Origin of the sequence: Algoriella xinjiangensis, from assembly GCF_900115015.1 — a bacterium.
Classification (GTDB): Bacteria; Bacteroidota; Bacteroidia; order Flavobacteriales; family Weeksellaceae; genus Empedobacter; species Empedobacter xinjiangensis.
Window position 1 is genome coordinate 33,642 of sequence record NZ_FOUZ01000016.1, and the last position, 24,688, is coordinate 58,329.

The following is a 24,688-nucleotide window of genomic DNA, read 5'->3' on the forward strand; positions in this document are numbered from 1 at the left end:
AAACAAAATTTGGAGCGAAGCTTCATAGAAAAATCTTTTTTAGAATAAAAATTATTTGGATTCAAATCTGAATCAATAAATTATTTAGAATGAATTTTTAATTGCTTATTTTTAGATATAATAATAAAAATAAATGATTTAAGTTTTTGAATATCAGAATAAAATAATTATTTAATTCCGTAAACGTAAATATAATTGTTAGTTAAGGTGAATAAATTAGTTTCATTAAAAGCAATACTTTTTACATCAACCAAATCTAAAAAAGGTGTAGTTTGTTGATTTTCTAAATTTATAGAAAACAGTTTATTGTTTTTTATGTAAAAAAGTGCATTTTTATAAAAATGAAACGGTGAATTTTCAGTTTCTAACATAAAATTAGTTTTGAAATTTCCGTAATCATCATACACATAGATTGTTTTCGGAGCTTTTAGAAATACTAAGTTTTTGTAAACATGAATATTTTCTATGGATTGATCATTATTCTTTAAATAAACTGATTTTGAGTTTAAAATGGGTTTTTGAAGTTGATAATTGTAATAAACTAGCTTATTTCCGATAATATCATAAAACCAACAAAATTGATTGTCTACAACTTTTAGCGCTGCTGGCATAAAATCTGTAGACGAAATTGTAATTGGATCTTGAATTGGATTAAGTTGTTCATCCAAAATATCCAAACGATTAAAATTAGAATAAATATACAAACGCAATGGATTACTAGAATCTATCGAAGAAATAATATTTCTAGAATTGTACGTTTTTGTTTTTTTATTGGAAAATATCTTCTCAATTTTTGTTTCGGAAATTAAATAAAGTGATTGATTAAGATCCGTATCAATTTTTTTGATAACCTTATTTTCAATCGAAATTGAATCTTCTAAGACAAATGTTTGTGCATAAGAAAATTGTAGAAAAAATAGGTAAATAAGAAGATAAAAAATTGATTTCATTTATTTGAAAATTACTTCGTAACCAAATCTACAAATTGATAAAAGGATTACCAAAATAAATATGTAACGAATAAACTTATTTCCTTTATTTATAGCAACTTTAGCACCAATATAACCGCCAAGTGCATTAAAAAATGCCATAGGTAGAGCAATTGACCAAATTATTTTTCCTTTTATAAGAAACAAACAAATCGAACCAAAATTGGTTGCCAAGTTGATTAGTTTTGCATTGGTATTTGCTTTTAAAAAATCCATTCCTAAAAGTGTAACGAATCCTAAAATAAAAAAAGTTCCCGTTGCTGGACCTATAAAACCATCGTAAAAACCAACCACAATACTAACTATACAGCCATTGATTAAAGCAATATTGTACGGAATATCTTTCTCTTTTGCTTGACCAAAATCTTTTTTGAAAATAGTATAAATAGCCAAAGTAATTAGAATAAATAGCAAAACAGGTTTCATAAAATCATTACTAACAATAGTTAATAAATGAGAACCTAAAAATGCAGAAACAAAAGATAATGAGGCCATTATTGCAAAAAGTTTCCAATCTATTTTTACTTTTTTCAGGTATTGTATTGTAGCTAAGGCAGTTCCGCTAAATGCAGGGATTTTTAATGTTCCAATTACAGTAGAAACTGGTAATTGTGGTAAAAATGCGAGTGCTAATGGTGTTTGTATAAGTCCGCCACCGCCAACAATAGAGTCTATAAAACCTGCACAAAATGCGGCAGAGCATAAATAAAATAAAAGTTCGGTTTCCAAAAAATCTAAATTTCGGCAAAGGTAGAAAATAGAAAAGGACAAAGCTATGCTTTGTCCTTTTTATAATTATAATTTTAGTCTAAAATTATTTGATAATAAATTTAACTGTTCCAAATGCTCCGTCTGCGTAAGCTACACGAGCATAATAAACTCCTGGTTTTAAGTTTGAAACATTTACATTTTTAGAATTAACTTCAGTTAATTTTCTACCTGTCATGTCACCAACTAAAACACTTTTAACTTCTTTACTAGCAATAATATTTAAAGTATTTGCGTTAACAACTGCTTTTAATTCAACTTTAGATAAAACTTGGTCATTAACTGCTAATGAACAATTAGGTACACCACCATCTAATTTTAATAAACCACCTGTACCAGCTGCATCAGAAGTAAATTGACCAGCCCAAACTGTATTACAATCATAAGCGCCAAGAGTACCAGTTTGTGTACCAGACTCTATCACTGTCCAATTTTGTCCACCATCATTAGAATAAGCTGAACCTGTTCCTAAAGATGAACTACCATTGATACCTGTTGATATGAATGTATTAGTTGAACCAGGTACGTATTTAATATCTCCATCAAAATAACTATCAGAAGCTTTTATGTCCCAATTTTGACCTCCATCTTCAGTAAACCATAATGTTGAGCTATTGTCCACTATTAAACCGTAAGTAGCACTAGAAAATGACATACTACCATTTACTTCTTCCCCCTCAAAATCATCAATAGGTGCAAAATAAGATTTCCAAGTTAAACCTCTATCTGCTGTATGTAAAATTTTACCAGTGTTTGAAGTTAACCACATGTTTTCTCCGAAAACAACTTTTCCTCCAACATATCCATAATCATCATTTGTTTGAGAAGGAGCAGTTGTTAAAACAGACCAAGAGTTTCCACCATCAGTTGTTTTGTACATTTCATATTTACCATTTACAGGGTCACCAATAACAATTCCGTTGTTTGTGTCCCAAAAATATACAATGTTTCCAAAAGATGCATTAGAAAATACTCCAGTTACTTTAGTCCAAGATGTACCTCCGTTTTCTGTTTTCCATAACCCATTTGCAGCTCCAGAACCACTTTCTGGTGCTGTAACAATAAATGCTTTTTGTGAATCAATAGTTTGAATATCTGAGATAAGTGCATTAGTAGGAAGATTAGAAACTAATTTACTTGTCCAAGTTGTTCCTCCATTAGCAGTAACGCTAACATATTTTAAATATTGACTTGGAGCACCTGGATTTCCATTATAAAAAGATGCCCATGCAATATTTGCATCTTTAATAGATATTCTACTTAAACCTGCTCCAGAAACTGGAACTTTAGAGTTTTGTGTAGTCCATGATTGACCAAAAGAAATTGATACTATCGCTAACGATAATAAAGTTAGTAATTGTTTTTTCATAATATGTGTTAATTAATTATAACACTAAACTAAGAAAAAAAAACTAAAAAAATGAATAAAAGTGATTATAATGAGTACTCTATCGAACTTCTAGAAAAACTATTCTTATGATGTTAAGAATAAAAAAAGATAAATTAATGCATTTATTTTCAATACATTAAGTCTTGGTTGTGTGAAATTTATTAGCTTAAATTTTGAATAAAATATTTTGAAAAGAATTTTAATGAAATAGAACGTAATCAAGAAAAAACATTTTATTTATTGAAATTAGGTATCCAAATTTATTTGAAAATATATTATTTAACGTAATAGATTGATATTGTAGAGTTATTAATTGTTTTTTAAACAAAGAATTGACAAATAAATAAAGTTAGGAGAGTTTTTTATTTGTGACCATAATGAGTTATCTACCGAACACTTTGAAATAATTTTTCAGTGGATTAATCGAGTTTGTGAGTCTGCTTAAAGTATAAAATAAAACCTCATAAGTATGAGGTTTTATTTTAGTAGTTATTTTTTAAAATATAATCTTTTGATTTAAGGATATCAGTATACGTTATTTTAGTTTTTATTTTATTCATTTCTGTGATTATTCTATTCATTGCATTTTGAATATTTTCTTCTGAATAATTAAAATTTGAGCTTTCATCAACAGTTAGCCACATTAATTCTATTTTACTGTTTGAAGGTATTGAAATTCCATCTGATATGTTATTACTTCTAAGTAAAGGTTTTAAATTTGATATACTTAAATTATCTTCAATAAGCGTTCTTATATTGTTATAAGATTTGTTATTTAATTCAAAATTTGTGTTTTTTATTATCATTGGACCGATACCATTATTATGAATTTCAAGTAGTATATAATTATTAGTTAAACTATGAAATGATATAATTACACCTAAAGGTTTTACAGATTGAATTTGATTTTGTTTATTTCTTTTCTCTTCTAAATTATAAATAGTAAATGATATTTTTAGTAAAAAGAATAAGTTTGCAGCACCAAAAATTAGAGTACTAAATCCTCCTATAAAACTTCCAAAATCAGACCAAGTTTTTGTTTCTATTGATAATCCATGTTTTGCAAAAACAATTATATAAGTAATTAGAGGGAGTAAGAATAGAATGATAATCCAAATGGTATATTTTTGTAATTCTTTTTTTAGTTTTTTCTTCATTTCTTCAAAATTTATCAAATTTAGTTATTAATTACTAAAATGTCATATTGTAAATTGTATTAAAGTTTATTCGATTTTGCACAATTATTATATACCGAACACCTTTTTATTAATTCTTTATTTATATCTAATATTTTGATTTTGAATGGGGAAAATCCATTGGGTATATAAAGAAAAATGAGGATTAATTAAAATCCTCATTGTGGTGACCACGATGGGACTCGAACCCATATTATCAGAACCGGAATCTGATATTCTATCCATTAAATTACGCAGCCTAAAAAGTTTAGTAAATATAGGTAAATAGAAGGGTTTTAAGAAAATGTTTGTCTGAAATTTCGGTGTTGAGTTGCTGTAAAAAAATCTCTAAAAATTTGATTAATTTCTTCATTTAACTTTGAAGCTCTAATTCCAAGTTGTGGATAAATTTCAAGAATATAAGTTGTAAGTGCTGAAACAGTTTCTGTTCCAAATTGATGAATTTCTTCTAGAAAATCATCCTCAATAGTATGATTTTTAAGCAATAAATCTTCCACTTGTTTTGCATAATCTAAAAGTTGAAGCGTTGTTTTGTTTAAAAAAAGCTGAAGTTTTTCTTTAATTGAAAAAGTAATTATTTCTAAACTTTTTTCTAAAAAATGCTCAGTCATTCCAATATAATTAACCAATAATGTTAAATCAGCAAAAACCCGAAACGGAATTTTATCTACCAAATCATCGCTAAAAAAAGTATTGTAAACAAAACTATAATCTTGATGTACGGTTTGATTAACAACTTCAAAACTATGAGAGGATGTTGCAATCATACCCATAGATTTCCATGTTGAAATCAATTTTACTTGAGATTTGTCTAGAATAAAAGATAAAATTTTTGGTTGATTATTTTCGTCAACCAATGGTTGTCCATTTTCTAAAACCTGTGCATTAAGTGTAAAATGAGTTAAATATGGCGCGCCAGTTGCGTAATGCCATAAACCATTTATAAGATAAGTATCGTTTATTTTTTCGGCAGTTCCGCCAATCATTCCACTTCCTCCGAAGCATGTTTTTTGATTCGAAAATAGTTCGAATGCAACAGAGGGAATTAAGTTCCTCGAAAAGTAATTTGCACCACTACATAAAGTCACAAACCAGCCTAAACTTCCATCTATTTTAGATATGGTTTGTAAAATTTTGAGTCCTTCGGAAAAAGTTAAACCTAAACCATTGTATTGTTTCGGAACCCAAATATTTAACCAATTATTAGTTGCTATTAATTCGATTATTTCTGGATTAAATAACTCTACATTTAATAAATTTTCTCGAATAGATTGTACGTTATGCATTTTGGCGATTATTTAAAATTTTTCTCCAATTTAGATAACCAGAAATTGCGACACAAAATAAGATAATTGATAGAATTGCATATAAATAGAGGTCTTTATGAATCATTAATGGAATAGAGATAATGTTGCTAATGTTTAATAAAACCCAGTTTTCTAGTTTTCGTTTTGCCATTAACCACATTCCAGCCCATGCAAATGCGCTAACAATAGAATCCCAAATAGGCACATCAGAATCGGTGAAATTTGATAAAGAAAAGTAAAAGATAATAAAACTTGATAAGACAATTAAACTAACAATTCCCCATTCTTTTGTATTGGTTTTTGATATTTCGATTTCATCTTTATGTTGTCCATATTTCCAATACAATAAACCATAAATACTCATAACTAAATAGTAAATATTTAATGTAAATTCTGCATAAAGTTTAGAATTAAACATGACAACTAGCGTAAGTAAAATACCTGCAATCCCGAAAAAATAATTCTTCGGATTATTGTATCGCGCTAAAACCACTTGAAAAATTGAAAAAACCACACCTAGCCATTCTTGCCAAGTTGTTTGTAAAATAATTTCCTTCATCATTTTTATTTTTTTTGATGAGGAGATAGAAGTTATAATTAACATCAATCCCTCCGCCAGCATTATCTGGATCAGGTGTAGAACAAAATTGTTCTTGGGTATATTCTCAGCCAAAAATTAGCACCCCATTCGGTTTCAAATATCAATAGATATATCGAAATATCCTAAAAAAAATGAATAAAGTTGATTTTTTCTTTCCAATTAATAGGTTTAATTTTAATCTCAATTTTATCACATCATTCATAAAAATACAAAAGCGAAACTTGTTTAGGTTTCGCTTTTTTGAATTTATTTTATCAATCCAAATTGCTTGAAATGATGTGTAAAATGTTTTTTATGAAATCTTTTCCAATCGCTGTAATCAATTTCATCTAAAACAGGATTAACGATTTTTGCATCAGGATTATTCTCAAAAAATTGATGAAATTTATCTATTTCACTTTCTAATTTTTCTATCGCAGCTTCTAAAGATGGATAACGTAAATCTAACAAACCTTCCATACCACCAGCTTTTATTCCACGATCCATTTCTGCATCCGCATCAAGAAAAAAAGCTCTATATTTTGGCAAATGTTCTTTTGGTGTTCTGCATGGAATTACAAATCCACCGTTCGACATTTTAGTCGAAACAATCAAATGTTCTACCATATGTTGCGGTGTCATAATTCCCCATTCTGGCTGTTGGTCTACGTTTAAAGTCTGTAAACGAGCAATTAAATCTGTTTTATTTTCAAAATCTAAAAACATCTTCTCTTCTTTTATAATTTGGATGAAGTTAATTCATTTATTTTGTTAATTGATAAAACCAAACAATATAAGCATCAACAAATTTTTGTATAAAACCATACGTTCCTTTGTCTTTAAACAGACCATTTTCGTCAAAAGATTCAGTATTCAAATGCCCTAAATAAGCTTCTGGTTGTTGCATAGTTGGGATATTTACAAAAGTTAATGATTGACGTAAATGATGATTTGCCGCAAAACCAGCAATCGCACCCGACGAACTACTAATAACCGCACCTGGTTTAGCATTCCAAACATTTTTACCATACGGACGAGAGGCAACATCAATTGCATTTTTGATAACAGCTGGCACAGAGCGATTATATTCTGGCGTAATAAAAATAACACCATCTAAGTTTTCTACCTCATTTCTGAAAGTTGTATACGACGCAGGAACTTCGTTATCATCATCAAAATCTTGGTTATATAAAGGTAATTCACCAATTTCGATCACTTTAAACTCGAAATCTTCTGGTGCCATTTTAATTAAATTTTTAGCAATTTTCTTAGAATTTGCATCTTTTCGTAAACTTCCGACAAAAAGTCCTATTGTTTTTTTAGCCATATTGGGTTGATTTTAATTCTACTAAAGTTAAGTTTTTTTGTATAAAAAGAATAAAATAAAATATTAAATTTGATACAACAAACCAATCACTTATGTTAAAGATTCTATATTTTTTCTTTGCAATTATTTCGCTATTTTCTTGTGTTTCTCAGCATAATAAGAATATGAACGAAAATATTTTAACCTTAAAAGACAGTTATTGTAAAGCGCCATATCATTATAATTATGAGAATAAATTACCTTCTTATAATTCAGATTCTATTTTGACTGCGAACAATCATCTCAAGAATAATTTTTCTGATCAAAGTATTTTAATTCTCAATGCTTTAGGAAATATTGATGAGGTTGATGAAATAATTAAACTGAAAAAGGATTCGACAATCAATTCAAGATTAAAAGTTTTAGAGCTTAAAAATTCGATAAATAGTAAAATTACAATTGCTTTAACCGAGCTAGATGCTGTTGCGGCCGAGTTTGATTGCGAAGGAGAACGTGTGGCACAAATGGCAAATTTTGTTGATAATATAAATGATAATCGTACCAATAAACTGGTTATTTATTCTATTGTGGCTGGTGCTGCGGCGTCTATTGCGAGTGGAATTATAAAAAGCGATAGTTGGGGAAGTGCGGTAGATATTAGCGGTGGTGTGCTTGGTGCAGGTTTAGGATTTGCGACTTTAAACCCGAAAGGTAAAAAAGTTGAGTTTATACATAGTCGTAATTTATTACGAGATGTTTGGAATCAAAAGTTAGAATCCGAGAACTTTCCGCCATTTGTTTGGTACATGTATACCGAGAAAAAGTTTTCTAATTACAAGGGAGGTTTATCGGTTATTGCAAATATTAAACAACGTTGGCTGAATCTTAATTTTGATAATAATATTGAAGAAGCAAATAAATCGGTCAATTTTAGTAGTGGTGGAGAATATATTGCAGAAGATTTACACAATCGTACATTAATGTTAAATCAAATGCAATCGGCAACGCGTATAATTAATCAAAATATTAATTATTTATTGTTGGATTTAGATAAGTTGGTTTTAAATTAATTCAAAAGATTAATGATAATTTAATAAAAACGTATTTTTTGTAATGATACTTTAAATTTAATACAATTAAATAGCTGTAAAATTTACTTTTTTAAATTATTTTGTTTGAATGATTGATAAAAAAACAATTAATAAATTACATATCTAATAGTAAAATAGATTTCTTTTTGGTTAGAATTCAATGAAATAATTATTTTGAAGAGTTGAGGTAAAATATAAACAAAATCACATTACATTTTTTATAATAAAAACTACTTTTACTGAAGTTTTCATAATAATTAATGAGTAACATTACATTAAACCCAATTTACGAAAAGATAATTGATGATTTATTGAATCAGAAATATTCTATTTCAGACTTTTTTTTCTCTTCAGAAGAAACCAAAGAACTTCGGAATCATGTGATTCTTCAAAATACACAACAAGATTTTCATCAAGCTGCGATAGGAAACGCAGTAAACGAGCAGATTGTAAAGTCTATTCGTGGTGATAAAATTCGTTGGATTGACGAAAGTAAAAAGACCAAAATAGAAGAAATTTTCTTCGAAAAAATAAATGATTTCATTCTTTATCTTAACCAAACTTGTTATTTGGGAATAGAAGAAAGCGAGTTTCATTACGCAGTTTATCCAGAAGGAACCTTTTATCAACGCCATATTGATGCGTTTAAAAATGATGATAGACGAACGCTTTCTATCGTTTTATATTTGAATGATGAAGAATGGAATGATGATTTCGGAGGGCAATTAGCACTTTATTTACCAAACGAAAATGGTACGGAAAATGAACTAAATATTTTGCCTTTGGCTGGTCGTTTAGCCATTTTTGATAGTAAAACTATTCCGCACGAAGTAAAAAAAGTAAATAAACCGCGATATAGTATTACCGGTTGGTTAAAAACAAGATCCACAACAAGTGTTATATAACTTAAAGGCTTTTATTAAGCCTTTTTTTGTATATTAAAATTACATTAGAAAATTCAAAATCAATCGAATAGTGAAGTTTAATTTCTATTTTTGTAAAAATTACTTTTTAAATGCAAATACTTGTTATTGAGGATGATAAACGAATTAGCGACTTCTTAATCAAAGGATTAGAAGAAAATAATCATTTGGTAACCTTATGTAAAAATGCTGAATCGGTGTTGGAAAATTACTTGAACATTCAATTCGATTTAATAATCTGCGATATTATGTTACCCGGAATGGACGGAATTCAGTTGGTACAAACACTTCGTTTCAAAAAAATATTTGCACCTATTCTAATGTTAAGCGCTCTAAATTCGGTTCAAGATAAAGTTTCTGCTTTGGATTATGGTGCCGACGATTACATTACAAAACCTTTTCATTTTGATGAATTATTATCGCGAATTAAAGCCTTAACACGTCGAAATCAGTTTCGCCAAAACGAAACAATTTCTAATGTTTTGACTTTTGGCGCATTAGAAATCGATCTTAATCAATATAAAGTTTCTATTAATGAAGAAGAAATTGAATTGTCGCCGCGCGAGTTTAAATTACTGAATTATTTGATCGAAAATATAGATAAAACCGTAACACGAATTCAAATTTTAAATGCAGTTTGGGGCATCACTTTTGACAATCATACCAATGTTGTGGACGTTTATATTTCGTATTTGCGCAATAAAATAGAGAAGAATAATAGCAAATATATTTACACGGTAAAAGGTGTTGGTTATATGTTTAAAGCCTAAATTATGAAGTTAAAACATCGCCTTTCGCTGTATTCAATCATTATTTTTAGCGTTGTTATTTTAATTGTTTCTACGGTTATTTATTTCTCGTTTTACACGCAAATGGAGAAAAAAGAGATTCAATCTTTAGAAAGTAAATCGCTTTTGGCTGCAGTTTATTATTTGGAACAAGATGAATTGCCAACGTTGGAACATGAAAATATAAAAAGTCAAATGTTAAAGTCGATTTCTCGAAAAAATATTGTGATTTATGATGCATTAAACCAAAAGTTTAATGGTAATATGGATGTTGATGCAAACATTTCTCCAAAATTTTTGAACAATGTTCGTATCAATAAAAATGATTTTTTTACTTCAGAACATTTTTTTTATAACGGTATTTTTTACCATGATAATCAAGGTGATTTTGTTGTGATTACGCGTCAATCAAAAGACGAATTTAACGAGCAAATGCAGTCGTTGTTGCATATTTTAATCATCGTTTCAATCATCGGTTTGTTGTTTATTTATCTATTTTCGCAATATTTAGGTTACATTGCTTACGAGCCAATTACCAAAATTATTGAGCAAATAAAAGAACGTGATACCAAAAATTTTAACGAGCCTTTGGTCTTAAAAAAATCGTATTCAGAGATTGAAGATTTGGTCAAAACATACAATCATTTTATAGATCGGATTGCGCAAACTTTCAATGTTCAAAAGAATTTTATTGATTATGTTTCGCACGAATTACGTACGCCAATTACGGCTTTATTGGGAACTTTAGAAGTTACAAATCATAAAAAACGCACATCTGAAGAATATGAATTGGTGCTTTTGCAATTGAAACAATATACCAATGATTTGCAGGAAACTTTGGATCAAATGATGTTGCTTTCTGGTGCTAAAACTAGTTTTGAATTTAAAACGATTCGTATTGACGAGATTGTTTGGCAAGTGATAGAAAACGCTGTTTTGTACCACAATGCTAAAATAAATGTGGATATAAAAGTAGTAAATAATCAATTATTAAGCATTCAAGGAAACGAAAAATTATTGGAAGTTGCGTTGAATAATTTAATCGGAAATGCAATAAAATATTCAGATAATCAACAGATTATGATTCAGTTTTTAGAAGTGAATCAACAACTTCAAATTCATATAATCGATCAAGGAATTGGAATTTTAGAAAATGATCTTGCAAAAATTAAACAGAACTTTTTTCGAGGTCAAAACACACAATCTTATCAAGGAAAAGGCATCGGACTTTCGATGGCAAATATTATTTTTACTTTTCATCAAATTGATTTAAAAATCGAACAAAATCAACCTAAAGGCACGATTGTAAAGTTGAGTTTTAAATAAAATTTGATTATTATTTCTGTCATTCCTAATAAAAAATCTTCCCGAAAGTAACTCTAATCTACTTTTAATCTAGTTCAAAATTTACCTTAATCTTCAGTTACTAATTTTGAAATTCAAAAAAGTATTGAAGTGAAAACATTCTATTTATCGGCAATTGCCGTTTGCATGGTGTCAACTTTGCAAGCGCAATCGTACACAATTCAGGATTTAGAAACTCAATTTCTTCAGAAGAATTATTTATTGATCGCAAATAAGTTCAATATTGATAAAGCTGATGCAGAAATTGTGCAAGAAAAACTGTGGAACAATCCTACGCTTAGCATTTCTGAAGTAAATCTTTGGAAAACGTATCAAATTGAAGAGCAACCTTATTTATTCGGAAAATACGGTAAAAATCAGCAGATTTCTGTGGAATTAGAACAATTGATAGAAACTGCTGGCAAACGAAAAAAGCGTGTTGCGATTAAACAATTAGAAAAAAACAATGCGTTGTTTGATTATGAAGAATTGTTGCGCGAACTAAAAAAAGAATTGCGCCAATCGTTTTACTCGCTTTCACGTATCAATCAAGAAGAAAATCAACTTCAAAATATGCTGAATTTGTTTACGCAAATGAGCAATCAATACGAGCGACAATCGAATTTACAGAACGTACCGAAAGCTGATTTTTATAGAATTCAGACAGAATTATTGGGTTTGCAAAAAGAAGCTGTTTTACTTGAAAATGAAAAAATGGAAGTCTTGAGTAAATTGCAATTATTAACTCAAAATTCAGATTTAAAAATAGATCAACTTCAATTTTTAACTTCAAAAAAATTGCATAATCAACTTCCGTTTGATTTAAAAAATAGTGCTAAAAATCAAAATATTGGACTGAAAAGACAAGAAAATGAGTTGAATTTAGCCAAAAATCAATTGATTTTAGAAAAAGCGCAACGAACGCCCGATTTAACTTTTCAGCTAAATTATGACCGTGGCGGAAACATTATGCGCGATTTTTTTGGCGTAGGCGTTAGCGTTGATTTACCCGTTTTTAATACGAATAAAGGAAATATAAAAGCAGCGCAAATTTCGATTGAGCAGCAATTAACAAATCAAAATGCCTATCAATTAGAATTGAATCAATCGATTGATCGTTTGCAAAATCAATTAAAAAAATTAGAAGAAGGTTTGACTTTTTGGTCGTCAGAAAAAAAGGAAGAACAACTTTTAATGGTTGATAATTATAAGAAGCATTTGCAAAATAAGCAAGTCACTTTAATCGAATTTATTGATTTTACGCAGGCTTATCGCGAAGCACAACAAGCTTATTTGGAGTTGCAAGAAACGTATGAACACACGTACGAAGAGTTACAATATATCGTAGGAAAAGATTTTTAAGACATGAAAAAAAGTATTTATTTTTTAGCCATTTACAGTTTATTTTTCACAAGTTGTCAGAAAAATAAGGAAGAAAATGTTGATGAAAAGCAAACCGAAAAAACGTTTTGTATGAATGATCAGTTGAAAAAATCAACCGAGATTGTTCGTATTTCAGAGCAACCTATTTACGAACAATTAGCGTTGTCTGGTAAAATTGAGTACAACGAAAATGATTTGGTCGCCTTCAAAAGTTTATTGCAAGGTGTTGTAGATCGTGTAAATTTTGAGTTGGGCGATTTCGTAAATCAAGGTCAAGTTTTGGGCGTTGTAAAATCGACAGAAGTACAAGATTTAATGCAACAAAAACGATATCATCAAAGTCAGATTGATTTATTTCGAAAGCAAATCAAAACTAAAAAAGAATTATTGAATGACGGAATGGCGTCTTTACCCGAACTTTCGGAAGCCGAACATGAATTGCAAGCTGCACAAATAGAGTTGGATAAAATCAATACAACTTTAAAAATGTATCGCGCGGTTGGTAACGGTCAATTTCAAATTTTGGCACCAAAAAACGGTTACATTGTTCAAAAAAATATGAGCGTTGGGCAATCTATTACTTCTGATAATGACGATGCTTTGTTTTCTATTTCTAACCTAAAACAGGTGTGGGTAATGGTTAATATTTATGCGAGTAATTTGCAATATGTTAAGAAAGGCGATTTTGTAAAAGTGCGCACTGTAGCTTATCCAGACCGTATGTATGCTGGTAAAATTGATAAAATATACAATGTTTTTGACGATAATGAACACGTTTTGAAAGCACGTGTTGTGTTAGAAAACCAAGATTTAAACTTAATGCCAGGTTTAAGTGCCGACATTATTATTGATAAAAATACCACGGCAGGTAAAGCGTTTGCGATTCCAAATAATGCCAAAGTTTTTGAGAATAATAAAGAATATGTTGTGGTTTATACTTCGGATTGTAAGATGGAAACACGTAAAATAACGCCTATTGCAAGCAACGAAGAATATACATTTGTTAGCGAAAAATTTGCACCAAATGAACAAATTATCACGAAAAATGCATTGGTTATTTATGAAGAATTAAACAAATAAGAAGATGAAAAAGTTAGTACAAGCAGTCGTAACTTTTTCGTTACGCAATACAACCTTCATACTTTTTGCCACATTTGCGTTACTTTTTGGTGGAATTTATGCGTTGAAACACACTCCCATTGAAGCTTTTCCGGATGTTACCAATACGCGTGCTCGGATTATTACGCAATGGCCCGGACGAAGCGCCGAAGAAATGGAAAAATTGGTCACTTTACCCGTTTCTAAAGTAATGAATAGCATTCCGCATAAAGCAAATATTCGGTCAATTTCGTTGTTTGGTTTGTCGGTTGTAACGGTTCAGTTTGAAGATGGCGTAGATGATTTTTATGCTCAACAATATGTGTCGAATAAGTTAAGCGGAGTTGATTTACCAGATGGTGCAGATGCGGATATTGAGCCACCTTCGGGTGCAACTGGCGAAATTTATCGTTATGTGATTAAAAGTGATTTGCCGATAAAAGAAGTTACGGCGATACAAGATTGGGTTATTGAGCGCGAATTGCTTTCTGTGCCTGGCGTTGCCGATGTGGTTAGTTTTGGTGGAGAAGAAAAAACCTATGAAATAAAAATCAATCCAACAGAACTTAAAAATTATGATTTATCGTCTTTAGATGTTTACGAAGCGGTTTCAAAATCTAATATTAATGTGGGTGGAGATGTGATAGAGCAAGGCGATCAGGCGTATGTAGTGCGTGGAGTTGGTTTGTTGGATAAGATTGAAGATATCGGAAATATCACGATAAAATTAAATGGTTCAACACCTATTTTGATTAAAAATGTTGCAGATGTAGTGGTTTCAAATAAACCTCGTTTGGGGCAAGTTGGTTACAATGAACAACATGATTTGGTAGAAGGAATTGTGATTATGCTTCGAGGTGAAAATCCATCCGAAGTAATTGGAAATTTGAAGTCAAAAATTGAAGAATTAAATACGCGAACTCTTCCAGATAATGTAAAAATAGAAACGGTTGTAGATCGTACAAAATTAGTCGATAACACGGTGCATACGGTTTCTAAGAATATTGTAGAAGGAATTTTGCTGGTTTCGCTAATCGTTTTTGTGTTTTTATACAATTGGAAATCTACATTTATCGTAGCATCGGTTATTCCGTTGGCGTTTTTATTCGCGATTATTGTTCTGAAAATTCAAGGCTTACCAGCAAATTTAATTTCGATGGGATCGTTGGATTTCGGTTTGTTACTCGAAGGAACTTTGGTTATCGTAGAAACCGTTTTTGTCGCGTTGGCAACTATGCAACATCGAGTAGGAGCAGAACGTTTTGCGAAAATGAGTAAAATGGGAATCATCAAAAAAAGTGCAGGAAGCGTGGCATCGTACATTTTCTTCGCTCTAATTATTTTGATTGTTGCGTTATTACCTATTTTTTCGTTTCAAAAAGTAGAAGGAAAAATGTTTACGCCTTTAGCATTTACACTGGGTTACGCCTTGTTAGGTTCATTGATTTTGAGTTTAACTTACGTGCCCGCAATGTGTAAATTGTTGTTCACTAAAAATATTGAAGAAAAAGAAAATTTTGTAACACGTTTTTTTCAGAAAACCATTTATGGAATGTATGCGGTGGCTTTTCGTTACAAAAAAATAACGATTGCACTATTTTTAGGAATCTTGGCTTTGTGTCTTTTTAAATTCATGAATTATGGATCCGAATTTTTACCAAAGCTAAACGAAGGTGCAATTTATGTGCGCGCAACCTTGCCAAATAGTGTGAATTTGAAAGAATCTACGCGATTGACGAAAGAAATGAAAGAAATGTTGCAAAAAGATTGTGACGAAATTGATTTTATTTTAACGCAAACCGGTCGTCCAAACGATGGAACCGATCCTACAGGATTTTTTAATATCGAATTTAATATTCAATTAAAAGATGAAAAAGATTGGAATCGAAAAGTTTCTAAAGACGATATCATTCAAGAAATGCGAACTAAATTGAACAATTATCCCGGAATTAATTTTGGATTTAGTCAACCCATTCAAGATAATGTGGAAGAATATGTGGCTGGTGTAAAAAGCTCGTTAGTGATAAAAATTTTTGGAGATGATTTGTACGATTTAGAAAAATATGCCAATAAAGTAGCCGAATCTATCAATAAAGTAAACGGAATTACAGATATCAATGTGTATAAAAATATTGGTTTACCCGAATTGAAAATTCAATTGCATGATAATAAAATGGCGAAATATGGCATTAATACAGCCGATGTACAAGCGGTTATAGAAATGACAATTGGTGGACAAACAGCCACAAAATTCTATGAAAACGATCGTCAATTTGATGTAATTCTTCGTTTTCAAGAAGCTTATCGTGATACGCCCGAAAAAATTGCAAATATTTTAATTCCGACCAGTAACGGACAAAATATTCCGTTGCAAGAAATCGCAACAATTGGCTATCAAACAGGGCCAGCATTTATTTACCGAGAAGGAAACAGCCGATATATTGGTGTTGGTTTTAGTATTGAAGGGCGCGATTTGGGAAGTACAATTGCCGAAGCAAAAAAAGTGGTTGAAAAAGAAATAAAATTACCGAAAGATAATTATATGGAATGGGCGGGCGAATTTGAAAGCAAAGAGCGTGCAGCACAGCAATTGGCAATGGTTGTACCTATTTCTTTAGTCCTGATTTTATTGTTGTTGTATTTCAATTTTGGAAACATGAAAGATACCGCAATTGGTGCATTAACACTGGCTTTTGCTTTTATTGGCGGTTTTATTTCGCTATGGGCAACAGGAACTATTTTCGGAATTTCGGCCGGTATTGGCTTTATTATTTTATTTGGAGTTGCAACCATCGACGGAATCGTATTGATTGGTGTGATACGCGACAATTTAAAATATAAAATGAATTTGAAAAAAGCAATCGAAAGCGGCATACGAAGCCGAATAAGACCTGTAGTTATGATTGCATTAATGGGATCTATGGGATTATTGCCCGCAGCATTATCTACCGGAATGGGTTCTGAAATTCAGAAACCATTAGCCATTATGATTGTTGGTGGATTAATTATTTGTTTAATCTTATCGTTTACTATTCTACCTATTGTTTTTTACTTGGTTCATAAAAAAGAGTATGAAAGGTAGTTTTTTATCTACTTGTTTTAATTTGTTCCTGAAATGATAAATATACAAGTAGATGTTAATGGTCGGAAGAGAAATCTTCCGACTTTTTTATTGGATTGATTTAGGTTTTTATATTTAATTGAAATATATTATCTTGGCTTATAATCAAATTGTTATATATGACTATAAAGAATTTATTTGCTATAATTCTGAAATTAACAGGATTTTTTTTCATTATTAAAATTTTTACAATTGTAATTCCAGAACAAATTACATTGTTGTTAAATTATGATATAATTTTTCCAAGCGATATCACTTCTCAAGAAATTATTCCTTTACCTATTATATCAATTTCTGTAATTTTAATTGTTCTTTTATTTGTCTATTACATTTCGATTTATAAAACAGAAATATTGATGAAATTTCTTAGAATTGAAAACTATTTTGGAGATACGAGAATAGAAAATATAAATATTCCGATTGAAAAATACGTGCAAATTTCAATTTTAGTTATTTCAATTATTTTATTGATTTTTAATATTCCAGAACTTATAATTTCTATAAATACCTATTTTGGGATAAATAAAAATTTTGAAATAAATTTAATACCTAATCTAATTTCAAGTATCTCGATTTCTTTGTTTGCGATTATTTTAATATTATTTAGTGATAAAATTTCGAGATTGATTATTAAATAGAAATTGTGGAAAATTAGTAATATTATTCAAAAAAACTAATCCAATAACTCAGGACGTTTCGATTTTGGTAGAGTCAAAATAACAAGATTATACGAATCTTTTATCCAAGTTTTTATCAAATCATCTTTCGCATCATCGTTTATTGTAACCGTATTCCAATGCTTTTTATTCATGTGATAACCGGGATTTACAGCGTTGTAAGTTGCGCGTAATTCGAGTGCATTATCGGGATCACATTTTACATTTACAGAATTAAATTGATTGATATTTGTCAAACAAAACATTTTTCCGGCAATGAAAAAAACCAAATTAACTTGATCAAAAGGAAATTTTTCTTCGACCAAAGGCAATGATAAACAATAATCGCGTAATTCTTCGATATGCATTTTACTATTTTTATTTGACTAAATATAGAAATAAAAAAATAGTTCGGAATCAATAATTCCGAACTATAATATGAAAACATTTTATTTTTGATTCTTTTACGTAGTAAATTTTACCAGATCTGACATAAGCTTTCAAAACATTTTCTAACATTTTTTCTAGTTTAGAATCTGTTCTAATCTTTTGATTAAATCTGACATAAGAAATATCAAACGCAGCACCATAATTGTGCGAACTATCATTAGAAGAGGCATTGCTATTAACTCCTCGCAATCTGTTTTGATCACTTAATGTTCGCGTTAAAGAGGTTACAACAAAAAAATTCTGTCCAGTTTCCTTTACAAAATCATTTGCAATACTTCTCATCACATCGCGTCCTTTTGGAACTAAATATGAATGGCTGTGCGATAAATCACCAATTCGCCAACCGTAACCACGCTGTTTTATTTTTACTAATTTACCTTGATTGATGTATTTATTTAAATGCTTATCATTTTTAATCAATTCAAGATTATGCGATTTTGCAGAATTCAAATGCTGAATATATTCTTTAGACGGCTCTATAACTGCTCTTTTTTGAGCAAAACCATGTAAAGAATTACAAAATAACAATATGATTAGTAAATTTCTCATGTTTGAATTTCTTCTCTGCAAAAATAGAAAAGAAGTTCCGATTTTACATCGTTGTTGACTTAAATTGTTCTGGATTACGAACAGTTACGTGAAAACAGTGTTGTTTGTACTCTTTTATATAATAAATTTTACCATCTTCTTGCAATTCTTTCAAAATAGCTTCTAGCTTTTCGCGTTGACTTGCGCTGTAAGTATATTTATCATTAAATTTTGTGTAAGACAAATCGAAAGAAGCACCGTAATTATGAGAGCTTTCGCCTTTGGCTGCATTACTGTTTACACGGCGTAAACTGGCTTGACTTTCTTCTGAACGTGTTAACGAAGTTACCGTAATTGTGGCATTATTTTCTTCAAGAAATTTGCCTGCAATTTTTTCTAAAACGGTTTTAGCTCTTGGATTTAAAAAAGCTTTGCTGTGTGTAAGTTTTTCTATCGTATAGCCGTTTCCTTCTTCAGGAACTGCGACTAATTTTTTCAAAATAACATAACCATCAATGTCATCAAAGCTTTCTATAGCTGACATGCTAAATGATTGAGCCGCCATTAAATGGTCGTCGTACGTTACTTTTTTGGTTGCGATAGAAAAAGAAGATTTCGCAGTGTTTTCTGCTAAAGTGTAACTTTCTTGACTTTGTGCTGAACCAAATATTCCGCAAAAAAGACAAGAAAGTGCAATTAATTTTTTCATTTTTCAATATTATTACGCTGCAAAATTATAGGTTACAATTTAATAAAGACTTGTTAAAAATTATAATGTTTAGGTAAATATTATTTAAAGTTTTCTTAAAATATCAGCAGAAGTGGCATTTTTAGATAGATAATAAGGTGATTGTTTTATTTAGATACTTGGATAAAATCGTTTAAAAATTTACTTGTATTCTGTTTATCTTTTGTTTTTCCTTATTTTTGTAACACTTATTAATAATTTTTTAGACCTATTTGTAAAATGGCAAAAGTTAAAGTTGGTTTAGTACAAATGACTTGTACAAATAACAAACAAGAAAATTTAGATAAAGCGATAGCACAAGTTAAAGTTGCAGCAGCAAAAGGCGCTCAAATCGTATGTTTACAAGAATTATTTACATCATTATATTTTTGTGATGTAGAAGATTATGACAATTTTGATTTGGCAGAAGCAGTTCCAGGACCTTCTACAGATGCGTTGTCTGTTGTGGCAAAAGAATTGGGTGTTGTTATTATCGCTTCATTATTCGAGAAACGCGCACAAGGATTATATCACAATACAACAGCTATTTTAGATGCTGATGGACAATATTTAGGAAAATACCGTAAAATGCACATTCCAGATGATCCTGCGTTTTACGAGAAATTCTATTTTACACCAGGCGATTTAGGATACAAAGTTTTTGATACTAAATTTGGTAAAATTGGTGTCTTAATTTGTTGGGATCAATGGTATCCAGAAGCTTCTCGTATTACGGCTTTGATGGGTGCTGATATCTTATTTTATCCAACAGCTATTGGTTGGGATACAACGCAAGACGAGGAAACTAACGAAGATCAATACAATGCTTGGCAAACTATTCAGCGTTCGCATGCAGTTGCAAATGGTGTTCCTGTGGTTTCTGTAAACCGTGTAGGTTTTGAGCAAGATGGCGCAATGAAATTTTGGGGTGGATCTTTTGCTACAAATGCGCAAGGTAAATTGTTGTATTTAGCAACACACGATAAAGAAGAAACTGAAGTAATTGAATTAGATTTAAACGAAACAGATTTCTTCCGTAAACATTGGCCTTTTTTAAGAGATCGCAGAATTGATTCTTATCAACCAATAACAAAGCGTTTTATTGATGAAGATTAATTTAAAATATACAAATTTTAAGATGTATTGGATAGGATTATTTTTCTTATTCAGTACATTTTCTATGGCGCAAGAATCTCCATTAAAAATTGAACAAATCAACCCGAAATTATTTGTTTACACAACATACAATACATTTGATGGACAAAAATATGCAGCAAATGCAGTGTATTTAGTTACAAAAAAAGGAGTTGTAATTTTTGATACACCTTGGGATAAAACACAATATCAACCCTTGTTAGATTCTATTCAAGCAAAACATAATTTGCCTGTTTTAGCCATTTTTACATCACATTGGCACGAAGATAGAGCAGGAGGTTTTGATTTTTATAACAAAAAAGGAATTCCAACTTATGCAACAGCTCAAACAAATTCAATTTTAAAAGCAAATAATAAAGCAACTTCTACACATGAAATTGTTTTGAATAAATTATATAAAATTGGTGGAGAAAAATTTAAGATAGAATATTTTGGAGAAGGACATTCGTTGGATAATACAACAGTTTGGTTTCCGAAATACGAAATCTTGAATGGCGGTTGTTTAGTAAAAAGTGCAGAAGCTAATGATATTGGTTTTATTGGCGATGGTAATGTAAAAGAATGGCCAACTACAATTAATAAATTAGAGCAAGCACATCCAGCTATAAAAAGAGTGATTCCTGGACATGATGAGTGGAAAAATGGTGATCATCTGAAACGAACTAAAGAAATAATTAAGCAATAATTTTGAAGAATCTTTCTGATAAAATAGTTTATCTAGTAGGAATTTTATTTACAATTGGTTCTCTAATTGTCTTAAAAAGTAGATACCAATCAGGTAGATTATCAGAAACTTTACAAGAACCTGAAAGTTATATTGGTCTTGGATTCGGAATAATGGCTGTTTGCTATTATTTATTAAAAAGAAAGAATACAAAAAACTCTAACGAGCCAACAATCAATAAACAAAAAATTATAGCAATTATAATCATATCTATAATGTTTGTAGGTTTTGGGTTTTTCTTATTAAACACAGATATTTCTTATAATAGTAAGATTTCTAATCTCTATGTAAAATATATTATTGGTTGGTTAAGTATTATTTTTTTTGGTTTGATAATGGTTTTGAGTTTCCGAACACTTTGGATTATTTCATTTAAAAAATTAAGTTTTTATTATTTTGATAAAGATTATTTTTGCTTCTATAATCAGCTAACTGCGCGATATATTAAGATTCCTATTGATAAAATTGAGCAATTTGAAACCATCAATTATTTAAATAATAAATTTGTTTTGGTTATTGTTGATGATGAAGGAAATCATTTAAATAAAGTAGAAAAATTTTTATCTAAATGGAACAAAAATAACTTTGGAACCTATTGTTGTTTTAATCTAAATGGAACAAGTTTAGACGAAAGTAATGCTTCAAGAGAATTGAATAAAGAATTAAAAAATAAAAAAATTGAACACAATAAATACATCAAAATTCCCTAAAGATTTAGGATATAGATTTCCAGCAGAGTGGGAAGAGCACGAAGCAACTTGGTTATCTTGGCCGCACAAAGAAGAATCTTGGCCAGATCGTATTCAGTTAATATATCCTGCGTATGCGGAGTTTATTGCAGAATTATCAAAAGGCGAAAAAGTTCGTATTAATGTAAAAGATGAAGAAATGAAAGCTTTTGCATTGTCTTTTATCGAAAAAACAGATGCAGATTTAGCGCAAGTTGAGTTTTACTTTTTCGAGACAAATGATGCTTGGTGTCGCGATCATGGACCAGCGTTTTTAGTAAATACACAAAATACAGAAACGCCAAAGGTTATTGTAGATTGGGGATTTAATGCGTGGGGAGGAAAATATCCACCATTTGAAAACGATGATGTTATTCCAACAAAAATTGGAGAAGCGTTTAATTTACCAGTATTTCATTCAGGAATTATTATGGAAGGAGGTTCGGTAGAATTTAACGGAAAAAATACGGTATTAACGTCTAAATCTTGTTTATTAAATGAGAATCGTAATCCAGAATATTCGCAAGAGCAAATCGAAGAGTTTTTAAGAAATTACTATGGAATTTCTCAAGTTCTTTGGGTTGAAGATGGTATTGTTGGCGATGATACAGATGGTCATATTGATGATACGATTCGTTTTGTAAACGAAAATACAGTTTTAACAGTTGTTGAGGTTGATGAAACGGATGATAATTACGAATTATTACAAGTAAATCTTCGTCAATTACAAGAAATGCGCTTAGAAGATGGTCGTCCTTTAAACATTATTGAGTTGCCAATGCCAGATGCTGTTTATTGCGAAGGTGAACGTTTGCCGGCTTCTTATGCTAATTTTTATATTGCTAATAAATCGGTAATTGTACCAACTTATAATTGTGCAAAAGACGCAATTGCGTTAGATATTATTCAGAAATGTTTTCCAGATCGTAAAGTTGTCGGAATAGATTCTACAGATATTATTTGGGGATTAGGGTCTTTTCATTGTTTGAGTCAGCAAGAACCAAAAATATAAATTGAATTAAATATTTTGTGCTCGTAAAACGTTAGTTGTAATCTAGTAAAAATCATGATAGAAATTGAAAGCTTCCAAAATCAAGAAATAATAATTGAAGATTATTTGAAGTCAATAAAAGTTGTTACAACTGAATAAAATTATAAAAATAAAACCGAATCAATTTGATTCGGTTCTTTTTTTATAATTAACTTACGTTTTTATAGTATTGATAATGAGAAATAATATTTTTTTACTTTTTATAGCTATTGTTTTAGTTTCGTGTAATTCAGATCCATCAAGTAAATGGGCTGGTAAGTGGAATTATTCATCGTATAGTGCAAAAGATATTCGTGTTTTGTATGCTTATTTTAATATTAAGAAAAGTGGAGAAATTGACGAATACTTAATGCCTTTAATAGGTGTTGATTATTTGATGGTTAATGATGGAAAAGCGACTAACCTATCTGGATTAGAGTATGTGTCGGGGAATTTTACAGCAGATGATAAATATATTTCGATTAATGGTGAAAAAATCTATGAAATCATCGAATATAAAAGAAGTACTGTAAAGCTAAAACCATTGAAATTACAATTTAATCTCGATAAGAATCCCGAAAATGACATTACCTTAACTTTTGAACGAGATAAGCTTTATAAAATAGATTCTTTAGATTATACAGCGCCAAAATATAACAAATGGCGAAAACTTGCAGTAGATAAAGAAGATTCGCAAGTGATTATTAATCGATTAGCGCAACAAGTAGAATATGCAAGAGTATATTTTGAGAAAGAGTCAAAACTGCGGAATCAAGTCAAAACAATTGGTGTAGAGCTGCCTTTTCAGTTTTATGGAAATGGAATTGCGCTAGAAAAATATAATCCGACACAGAAATGGATTAATTACTATTATGATTTTGATGACCAACAAATTGCTTACGATTATTTAGCGCAAGCTTTTAAAGAAACAGTTCGTAAAGATTTTAAAAGTAAAGATATCTTAGATTATGACCGTCAAGTCTTAAAATCAATTGAAGATTATTTGAAGTCAGTAAAAGTAGCTACAACTGAATAAAACAATAAAAAAGCCGAATCAATTTGATTCGGCTTTTTTTAATGTAAACGATATAGTGTAATTGGTTGATCGAAAAAAAAAGATAAACGGGTCAGGTTTATCTTTAAAATTTTTTAGTTTTTGGGTAGGTTAGTAATCTAATCGGCTGGATTTCTATAATTAATATTGAAATCCGATAAATAAGTTATTCAATCTTTTTATTTGATTATTTACTTCTGCAAACTTCCTGAATATTTACCATAATAAGAAATTTTTTCGTACTCTAAGTGTCTACATTCAAAAAATTAACAGTCTAAATAATATCTACACGTTTTTATTTTATAAATCAATTATTTTATTGTTTTACAAATCTTTAAGCTTTATAAAATCG

24 protein-coding genes and 1 tRNA gene are annotated in these 24,688 nt (G+C 29.9%); 13 read left to right on the forward strand and 12 right to left on the reverse strand.

Annotated features, from left to right (window positions below):
* Positions 1-167: 167 nt before the first annotated feature.
* The 9 genes from BM072_RS13925 to BM072_RS13965 all read right to left on the reverse strand — a co-directional run bounded on the left by BM072_RS13925 (position 168) and on the right by BM072_RS13965 (position 7,557).
* Positions 168-950, reverse strand: a complete 783-nt coding sequence (locus BM072_RS13925) for a hypothetical protein (protein WP_092909765.1) — start codon at positions 948-950, stop codon at positions 168-170.
* Positions 951-1,718 (reverse strand): sulfite exporter TauE/SafE family protein, encoded by a 768-nt coding sequence (locus BM072_RS13930; RefSeq protein WP_092909770.1) that lies wholly within the window; start codon positions 1,716-1,718, stop codon positions 951-953.
* 85 nt (positions 1,719-1,803) lie between these two features.
* Complete coding sequence (locus BM072_RS13935) at positions 1,804-3,126, reverse strand: T9SS type A sorting domain-containing protein (RefSeq protein ID WP_092909774.1); 1,323 nt, start codon at positions 3,124-3,126, stop codon at positions 1,804-1,806.
* A 503-nt stretch (positions 3,127-3,629) separates the two neighbouring features.
* Positions 3,630-4,304, reverse strand: a complete 675-nt coding sequence (locus BM072_RS13940) for a hypothetical protein (protein ID WP_092909777.1) — start codon at positions 4,302-4,304, stop codon at positions 3,630-3,632.
* A gap of 203 nt (positions 4,305-4,507) precedes the next feature.
* Positions 4,508-4,582: transfer RNA gene (locus BM072_RS13945), tRNA-Arg, on the reverse strand.
* Positions 4,583-4,618: 36 nt separating this feature from the next.
* Complete coding sequence (locus tag BM072_RS13950; protein ID WP_245752208.1) at positions 4,619-5,629, reverse strand: acyl-CoA dehydrogenase family protein; 1,011 nt, start codon at positions 5,627-5,629, stop codon at positions 4,619-4,621.
* Positions 5,622-6,212 carry a nicotinamide riboside transporter PnuC gene (gene pnuC / locus BM072_RS13955; protein ID WP_092909782.1) on the reverse strand — a complete coding sequence of 197 codons (591 nt, stop codon included), beginning with the start codon at positions 6,210-6,212 and terminating at the stop codon, positions 5,622-5,624. Before pnuC ends, BM072_RS13950 begins: the two co-directional genes overlap by 8 nt.
* 285 nt (positions 6,213-6,497) lie before the next feature.
* Complete coding sequence (locus BM072_RS13960) at positions 6,498-6,956, reverse strand: DUF1569 domain-containing protein (protein WP_092909787.1); 459 nt, start codon at positions 6,954-6,956, stop codon at positions 6,498-6,500.
* A 37-nt stretch (positions 6,957-6,993) separates the two neighbouring features.
* Positions 6,994-7,557, reverse strand: a complete 564-nt coding sequence (locus BM072_RS13965; protein ID WP_092909791.1) for an NADPH-dependent FMN reductase — start codon at positions 7,555-7,557, stop codon at positions 6,994-6,996.
* 92 nt (positions 7,558-7,649) lie between these two features.
* Here BM072_RS13965 and BM072_RS13970 point away from each other — a divergent pair, with 92 nt between their 5' ends.
* From BM072_RS13970 to BM072_RS14005, 8 genes are all read left to right on the forward strand, one after another.
* Complete coding sequence (locus BM072_RS13970) at positions 7,650-8,606, forward strand: hypothetical protein (RefSeq protein WP_092909796.1); 957 nt, start codon at positions 7,650-7,652, stop codon at positions 8,604-8,606.
* Between the two features lie 281 nt (positions 8,607-8,887).
* Positions 8,888-9,532, forward strand: a complete 645-nt coding sequence (locus BM072_RS13975) for a 2OG-Fe(II) oxygenase (RefSeq protein ID WP_092909801.1) — start codon at positions 8,888-8,890, stop codon at positions 9,530-9,532.
* Between the two features lie 110 nt (positions 9,533-9,642).
* Entirely contained in the window at positions 9,643-10,320 is a 678-nt protein-coding gene (locus BM072_RS13980; protein ID WP_092909804.1) for a response regulator transcription factor, read from the forward strand.
* Between the two features lie 3 nt (positions 10,321-10,323).
* Positions 10,324-11,664 (forward strand): sensor histidine kinase, encoded by a 1,341-nt coding sequence (locus BM072_RS13985; RefSeq protein ID WP_245752210.1) that lies wholly within the window; start codon positions 10,324-10,326, stop codon positions 11,662-11,664.
* Between the two features lie 129 nt (positions 11,665-11,793).
* Entirely contained in the window at positions 11,794-13,044 is a 1,251-nt protein-coding gene (locus BM072_RS13990; protein ID WP_125112997.1) for a TolC family protein, read from the forward strand.
* Between the two features lie 3 nt (positions 13,045-13,047).
* Positions 13,048-14,145, forward strand: coding sequence for an efflux RND transporter periplasmic adaptor subunit (locus BM072_RS13995; protein ID WP_092909813.1), 1,098 nt, complete (start codon positions 13,048-13,050; stop codon positions 14,143-14,145).
* A gap of 4 nt (positions 14,146-14,149) precedes the next feature.
* Entirely contained in the window at positions 14,150-17,245 is a 3,096-nt protein-coding gene (locus BM072_RS14000) for an efflux RND transporter permease subunit (protein WP_092909820.1), read from the forward strand.
* Positions 17,246-17,403: 158 nt separating this feature from the next.
* On the forward strand, positions 17,404-17,922 hold the full coding sequence (locus BM072_RS14005) for a hypothetical protein (protein ID WP_092909823.1): 519 nt from the start codon (positions 17,404-17,406) through the stop codon (positions 17,920-17,922).
* Between the two features lie 35 nt (positions 17,923-17,957).
* On the opposite strand, the gene BM072_RS14010 is transcribed toward BM072_RS14005, so the two are convergent.
* The 3 genes from BM072_RS14010 to BM072_RS14020 are packed head-to-tail and all read right to left on the reverse strand — an operon-like array spanning position 17,958 to position 19,627.
* Positions 17,958-18,308 carry an MmcQ/YjbR family DNA-binding protein gene (locus BM072_RS14010; RefSeq protein ID WP_092909826.1) on the reverse strand — a complete coding sequence of 117 codons (351 nt, stop codon included), beginning with the start codon at positions 18,306-18,308 and terminating at the stop codon, positions 17,958-17,960.
* A gap of 49 nt (positions 18,309-18,357) precedes the next feature.
* A complete protein-coding gene (locus tag BM072_RS14015; RefSeq protein WP_092909829.1) occupies positions 18,358-18,939 on the reverse strand; it encodes a DUF5715 family protein in 582 nt (193 codons plus the stop codon).
* A gap of 43 nt (positions 18,940-18,982) precedes the next feature.
* The gene (locus tag BM072_RS14020; protein WP_092909832.1) at positions 18,983-19,627 is read right to left on the reverse strand and encodes a DUF5715 family protein; all 645 of its coding nucleotides are present in this window, start codon (positions 19,625-19,627) and stop codon (positions 18,983-18,985) included.
* 258 nt (positions 19,628-19,885) lie between these two features.
* Here BM072_RS14020 and BM072_RS14025 point away from each other — a divergent pair, with 258 nt between their 5' ends.
* From BM072_RS14025 to BM072_RS14045, 5 genes are all read left to right on the forward strand, one after another.
* The gene (locus tag BM072_RS14025) at positions 19,886-20,761 is read left to right on the forward strand and encodes a carbon-nitrogen hydrolase (protein ID WP_092909835.1); all 876 of its coding nucleotides are present in this window, start codon (positions 19,886-19,888) and stop codon (positions 20,759-20,761) included.
* Entirely contained in the window at positions 20,751-21,485 is a 735-nt protein-coding gene (gene bla / locus BM072_RS14030) for a BlaB/IND/MUS family subclass B1 metallo-beta-lactamase (protein ID WP_245752212.1), read from the forward strand. Before BM072_RS14025 ends, bla begins: the two co-directional genes overlap by 11 nt.
* Positions 21,486-21,487: 2 nt before the next feature.
* The gene (locus BM072_RS14035) at positions 21,488-22,234 is read left to right on the forward strand and encodes an STM3941 family protein (protein ID WP_092909840.1); all 747 of its coding nucleotides are present in this window, start codon (positions 21,488-21,490) and stop codon (positions 22,232-22,234) included.
* A complete protein-coding gene (locus tag BM072_RS14040) occupies positions 22,203-23,264 on the forward strand; it encodes an agmatine deiminase family protein (protein ID WP_092909846.1) in 1,062 nt (353 codons plus the stop codon). Before BM072_RS14035 ends, BM072_RS14040 begins: the two co-directional genes overlap by 32 nt.
* 214 nt (positions 23,265-23,478) lie before the next feature.
* Positions 23,479-24,318 carry a hypothetical protein gene (locus tag BM072_RS14045; protein ID WP_092909854.1) on the forward strand — a complete coding sequence of 280 codons (840 nt, stop codon included), beginning with the start codon at positions 23,479-23,481 and terminating at the stop codon, positions 24,316-24,318.
* Positions 24,319-24,688 lie beyond the last annotated feature (370 nt).

Excerpts from the sequence above, each read along its gene's own strand:
- BM072_RS13925 (WP_092909765.1), bottom strand. The coding sequence starts at position 950 with ATGAAATCAATTTTTTATCTTCTTATTTACCTATTTTTTCTACAATTT.
- BM072_RS13935 (WP_092909774.1), bottom strand. The coding sequence starts at position 3,126 with ATGAAAAAACAATTACTAACTTTATTATCGTTAGCGATAGTATCAATT.
- BM072_RS13940 (WP_092909777.1), bottom strand. The coding sequence starts at position 4,304 with ATGAAGAAAAAACTAAAAAAAGAATTACAAAAATATACCATTTGGATT.
- BM072_RS13950 (WP_245752208.1), bottom strand. The coding sequence starts at position 5,629 with ATGCATAACGTACAATCTATTCGAGAAAATTTATTAAATGTAGAGTTA.
- pnuC (WP_092909782.1), bottom strand. The coding sequence starts at position 6,212 with ATGATGAAGGAAATTATTTTACAAACAACTTGGCAAGAATGGCTAGGT.
- BM072_RS13960 (WP_092909787.1), bottom strand. The coding sequence starts at position 6,956 with ATGTTTTTAGATTTTGAAAATAAAACAGATTTAATTGCTCGTTTACAG.
- BM072_RS13965 (WP_092909791.1), bottom strand. The coding sequence starts at position 7,557 with ATGGCTAAAAAAACAATAGGACTTTTTGTCGGAAGTTTACGAAAAGAT.
- BM072_RS13970 (WP_092909796.1), top strand. The coding sequence starts at position 7,650 with ATGTTAAAGATTCTATATTTTTTCTTTGCAATTATTTCGCTATTTTCT.
- BM072_RS13975 (WP_092909801.1), top strand. The coding sequence starts at position 8,888 with ATGAGTAACATTACATTAAACCCAATTTACGAAAAGATAATTGATGAT.
- BM072_RS13980 (WP_092909804.1), top strand. The coding sequence starts at position 9,643 with ATGCAAATACTTGTTATTGAGGATGATAAACGAATTAGCGACTTCTTA.
- BM072_RS13985 (WP_245752210.1), top strand. The coding sequence starts at position 10,324 with ATGAAGTTAAAACATCGCCTTTCGCTGTATTCAATCATTATTTTTAGC.
- BM072_RS13995 (WP_092909813.1), top strand. The coding sequence starts at position 13,048 with ATGAAAAAAAGTATTTATTTTTTAGCCATTTACAGTTTATTTTTCACA.
- BM072_RS14000 (WP_092909820.1), top strand. The coding sequence starts at position 14,150 with ATGAAAAAGTTAGTACAAGCAGTCGTAACTTTTTCGTTACGCAATACA.
- BM072_RS14005 (WP_092909823.1), top strand. The coding sequence starts at position 17,404 with ATGACTATAAAGAATTTATTTGCTATAATTCTGAAATTAACAGGATTT.
- BM072_RS14010 (WP_092909826.1), bottom strand. The coding sequence starts at position 18,308 with ATGCATATCGAAGAATTACGCGATTATTGTTTATCATTGCCTTTGGTC.
- BM072_RS14015 (WP_092909829.1), bottom strand. The coding sequence starts at position 18,939 with ATGAGAAATTTACTAATCATATTGTTATTTTGTAATTCTTTACATGGT.
- BM072_RS14020 (WP_092909832.1), bottom strand. The coding sequence starts at position 19,627 with ATGAAAAAATTAATTGCACTTTCTTGTCTTTTTTGCGGAATATTTGGT.
- BM072_RS14025 (WP_092909835.1), top strand. The coding sequence starts at position 19,886 with ATGGCAAAAGTTAAAGTTGGTTTAGTACAAATGACTTGTACAAATAAC.
- bla (WP_245752212.1), top strand. The coding sequence starts at position 20,751 with ATGAAGATTAATTTAAAATATACAAATTTTAAGATGTATTGGATAGGA.
- BM072_RS14045 (WP_092909854.1), top strand. The coding sequence starts at position 23,479 with ATGAGAAATAATATTTTTTTACTTTTTATAGCTATTGTTTTAGTTTCG.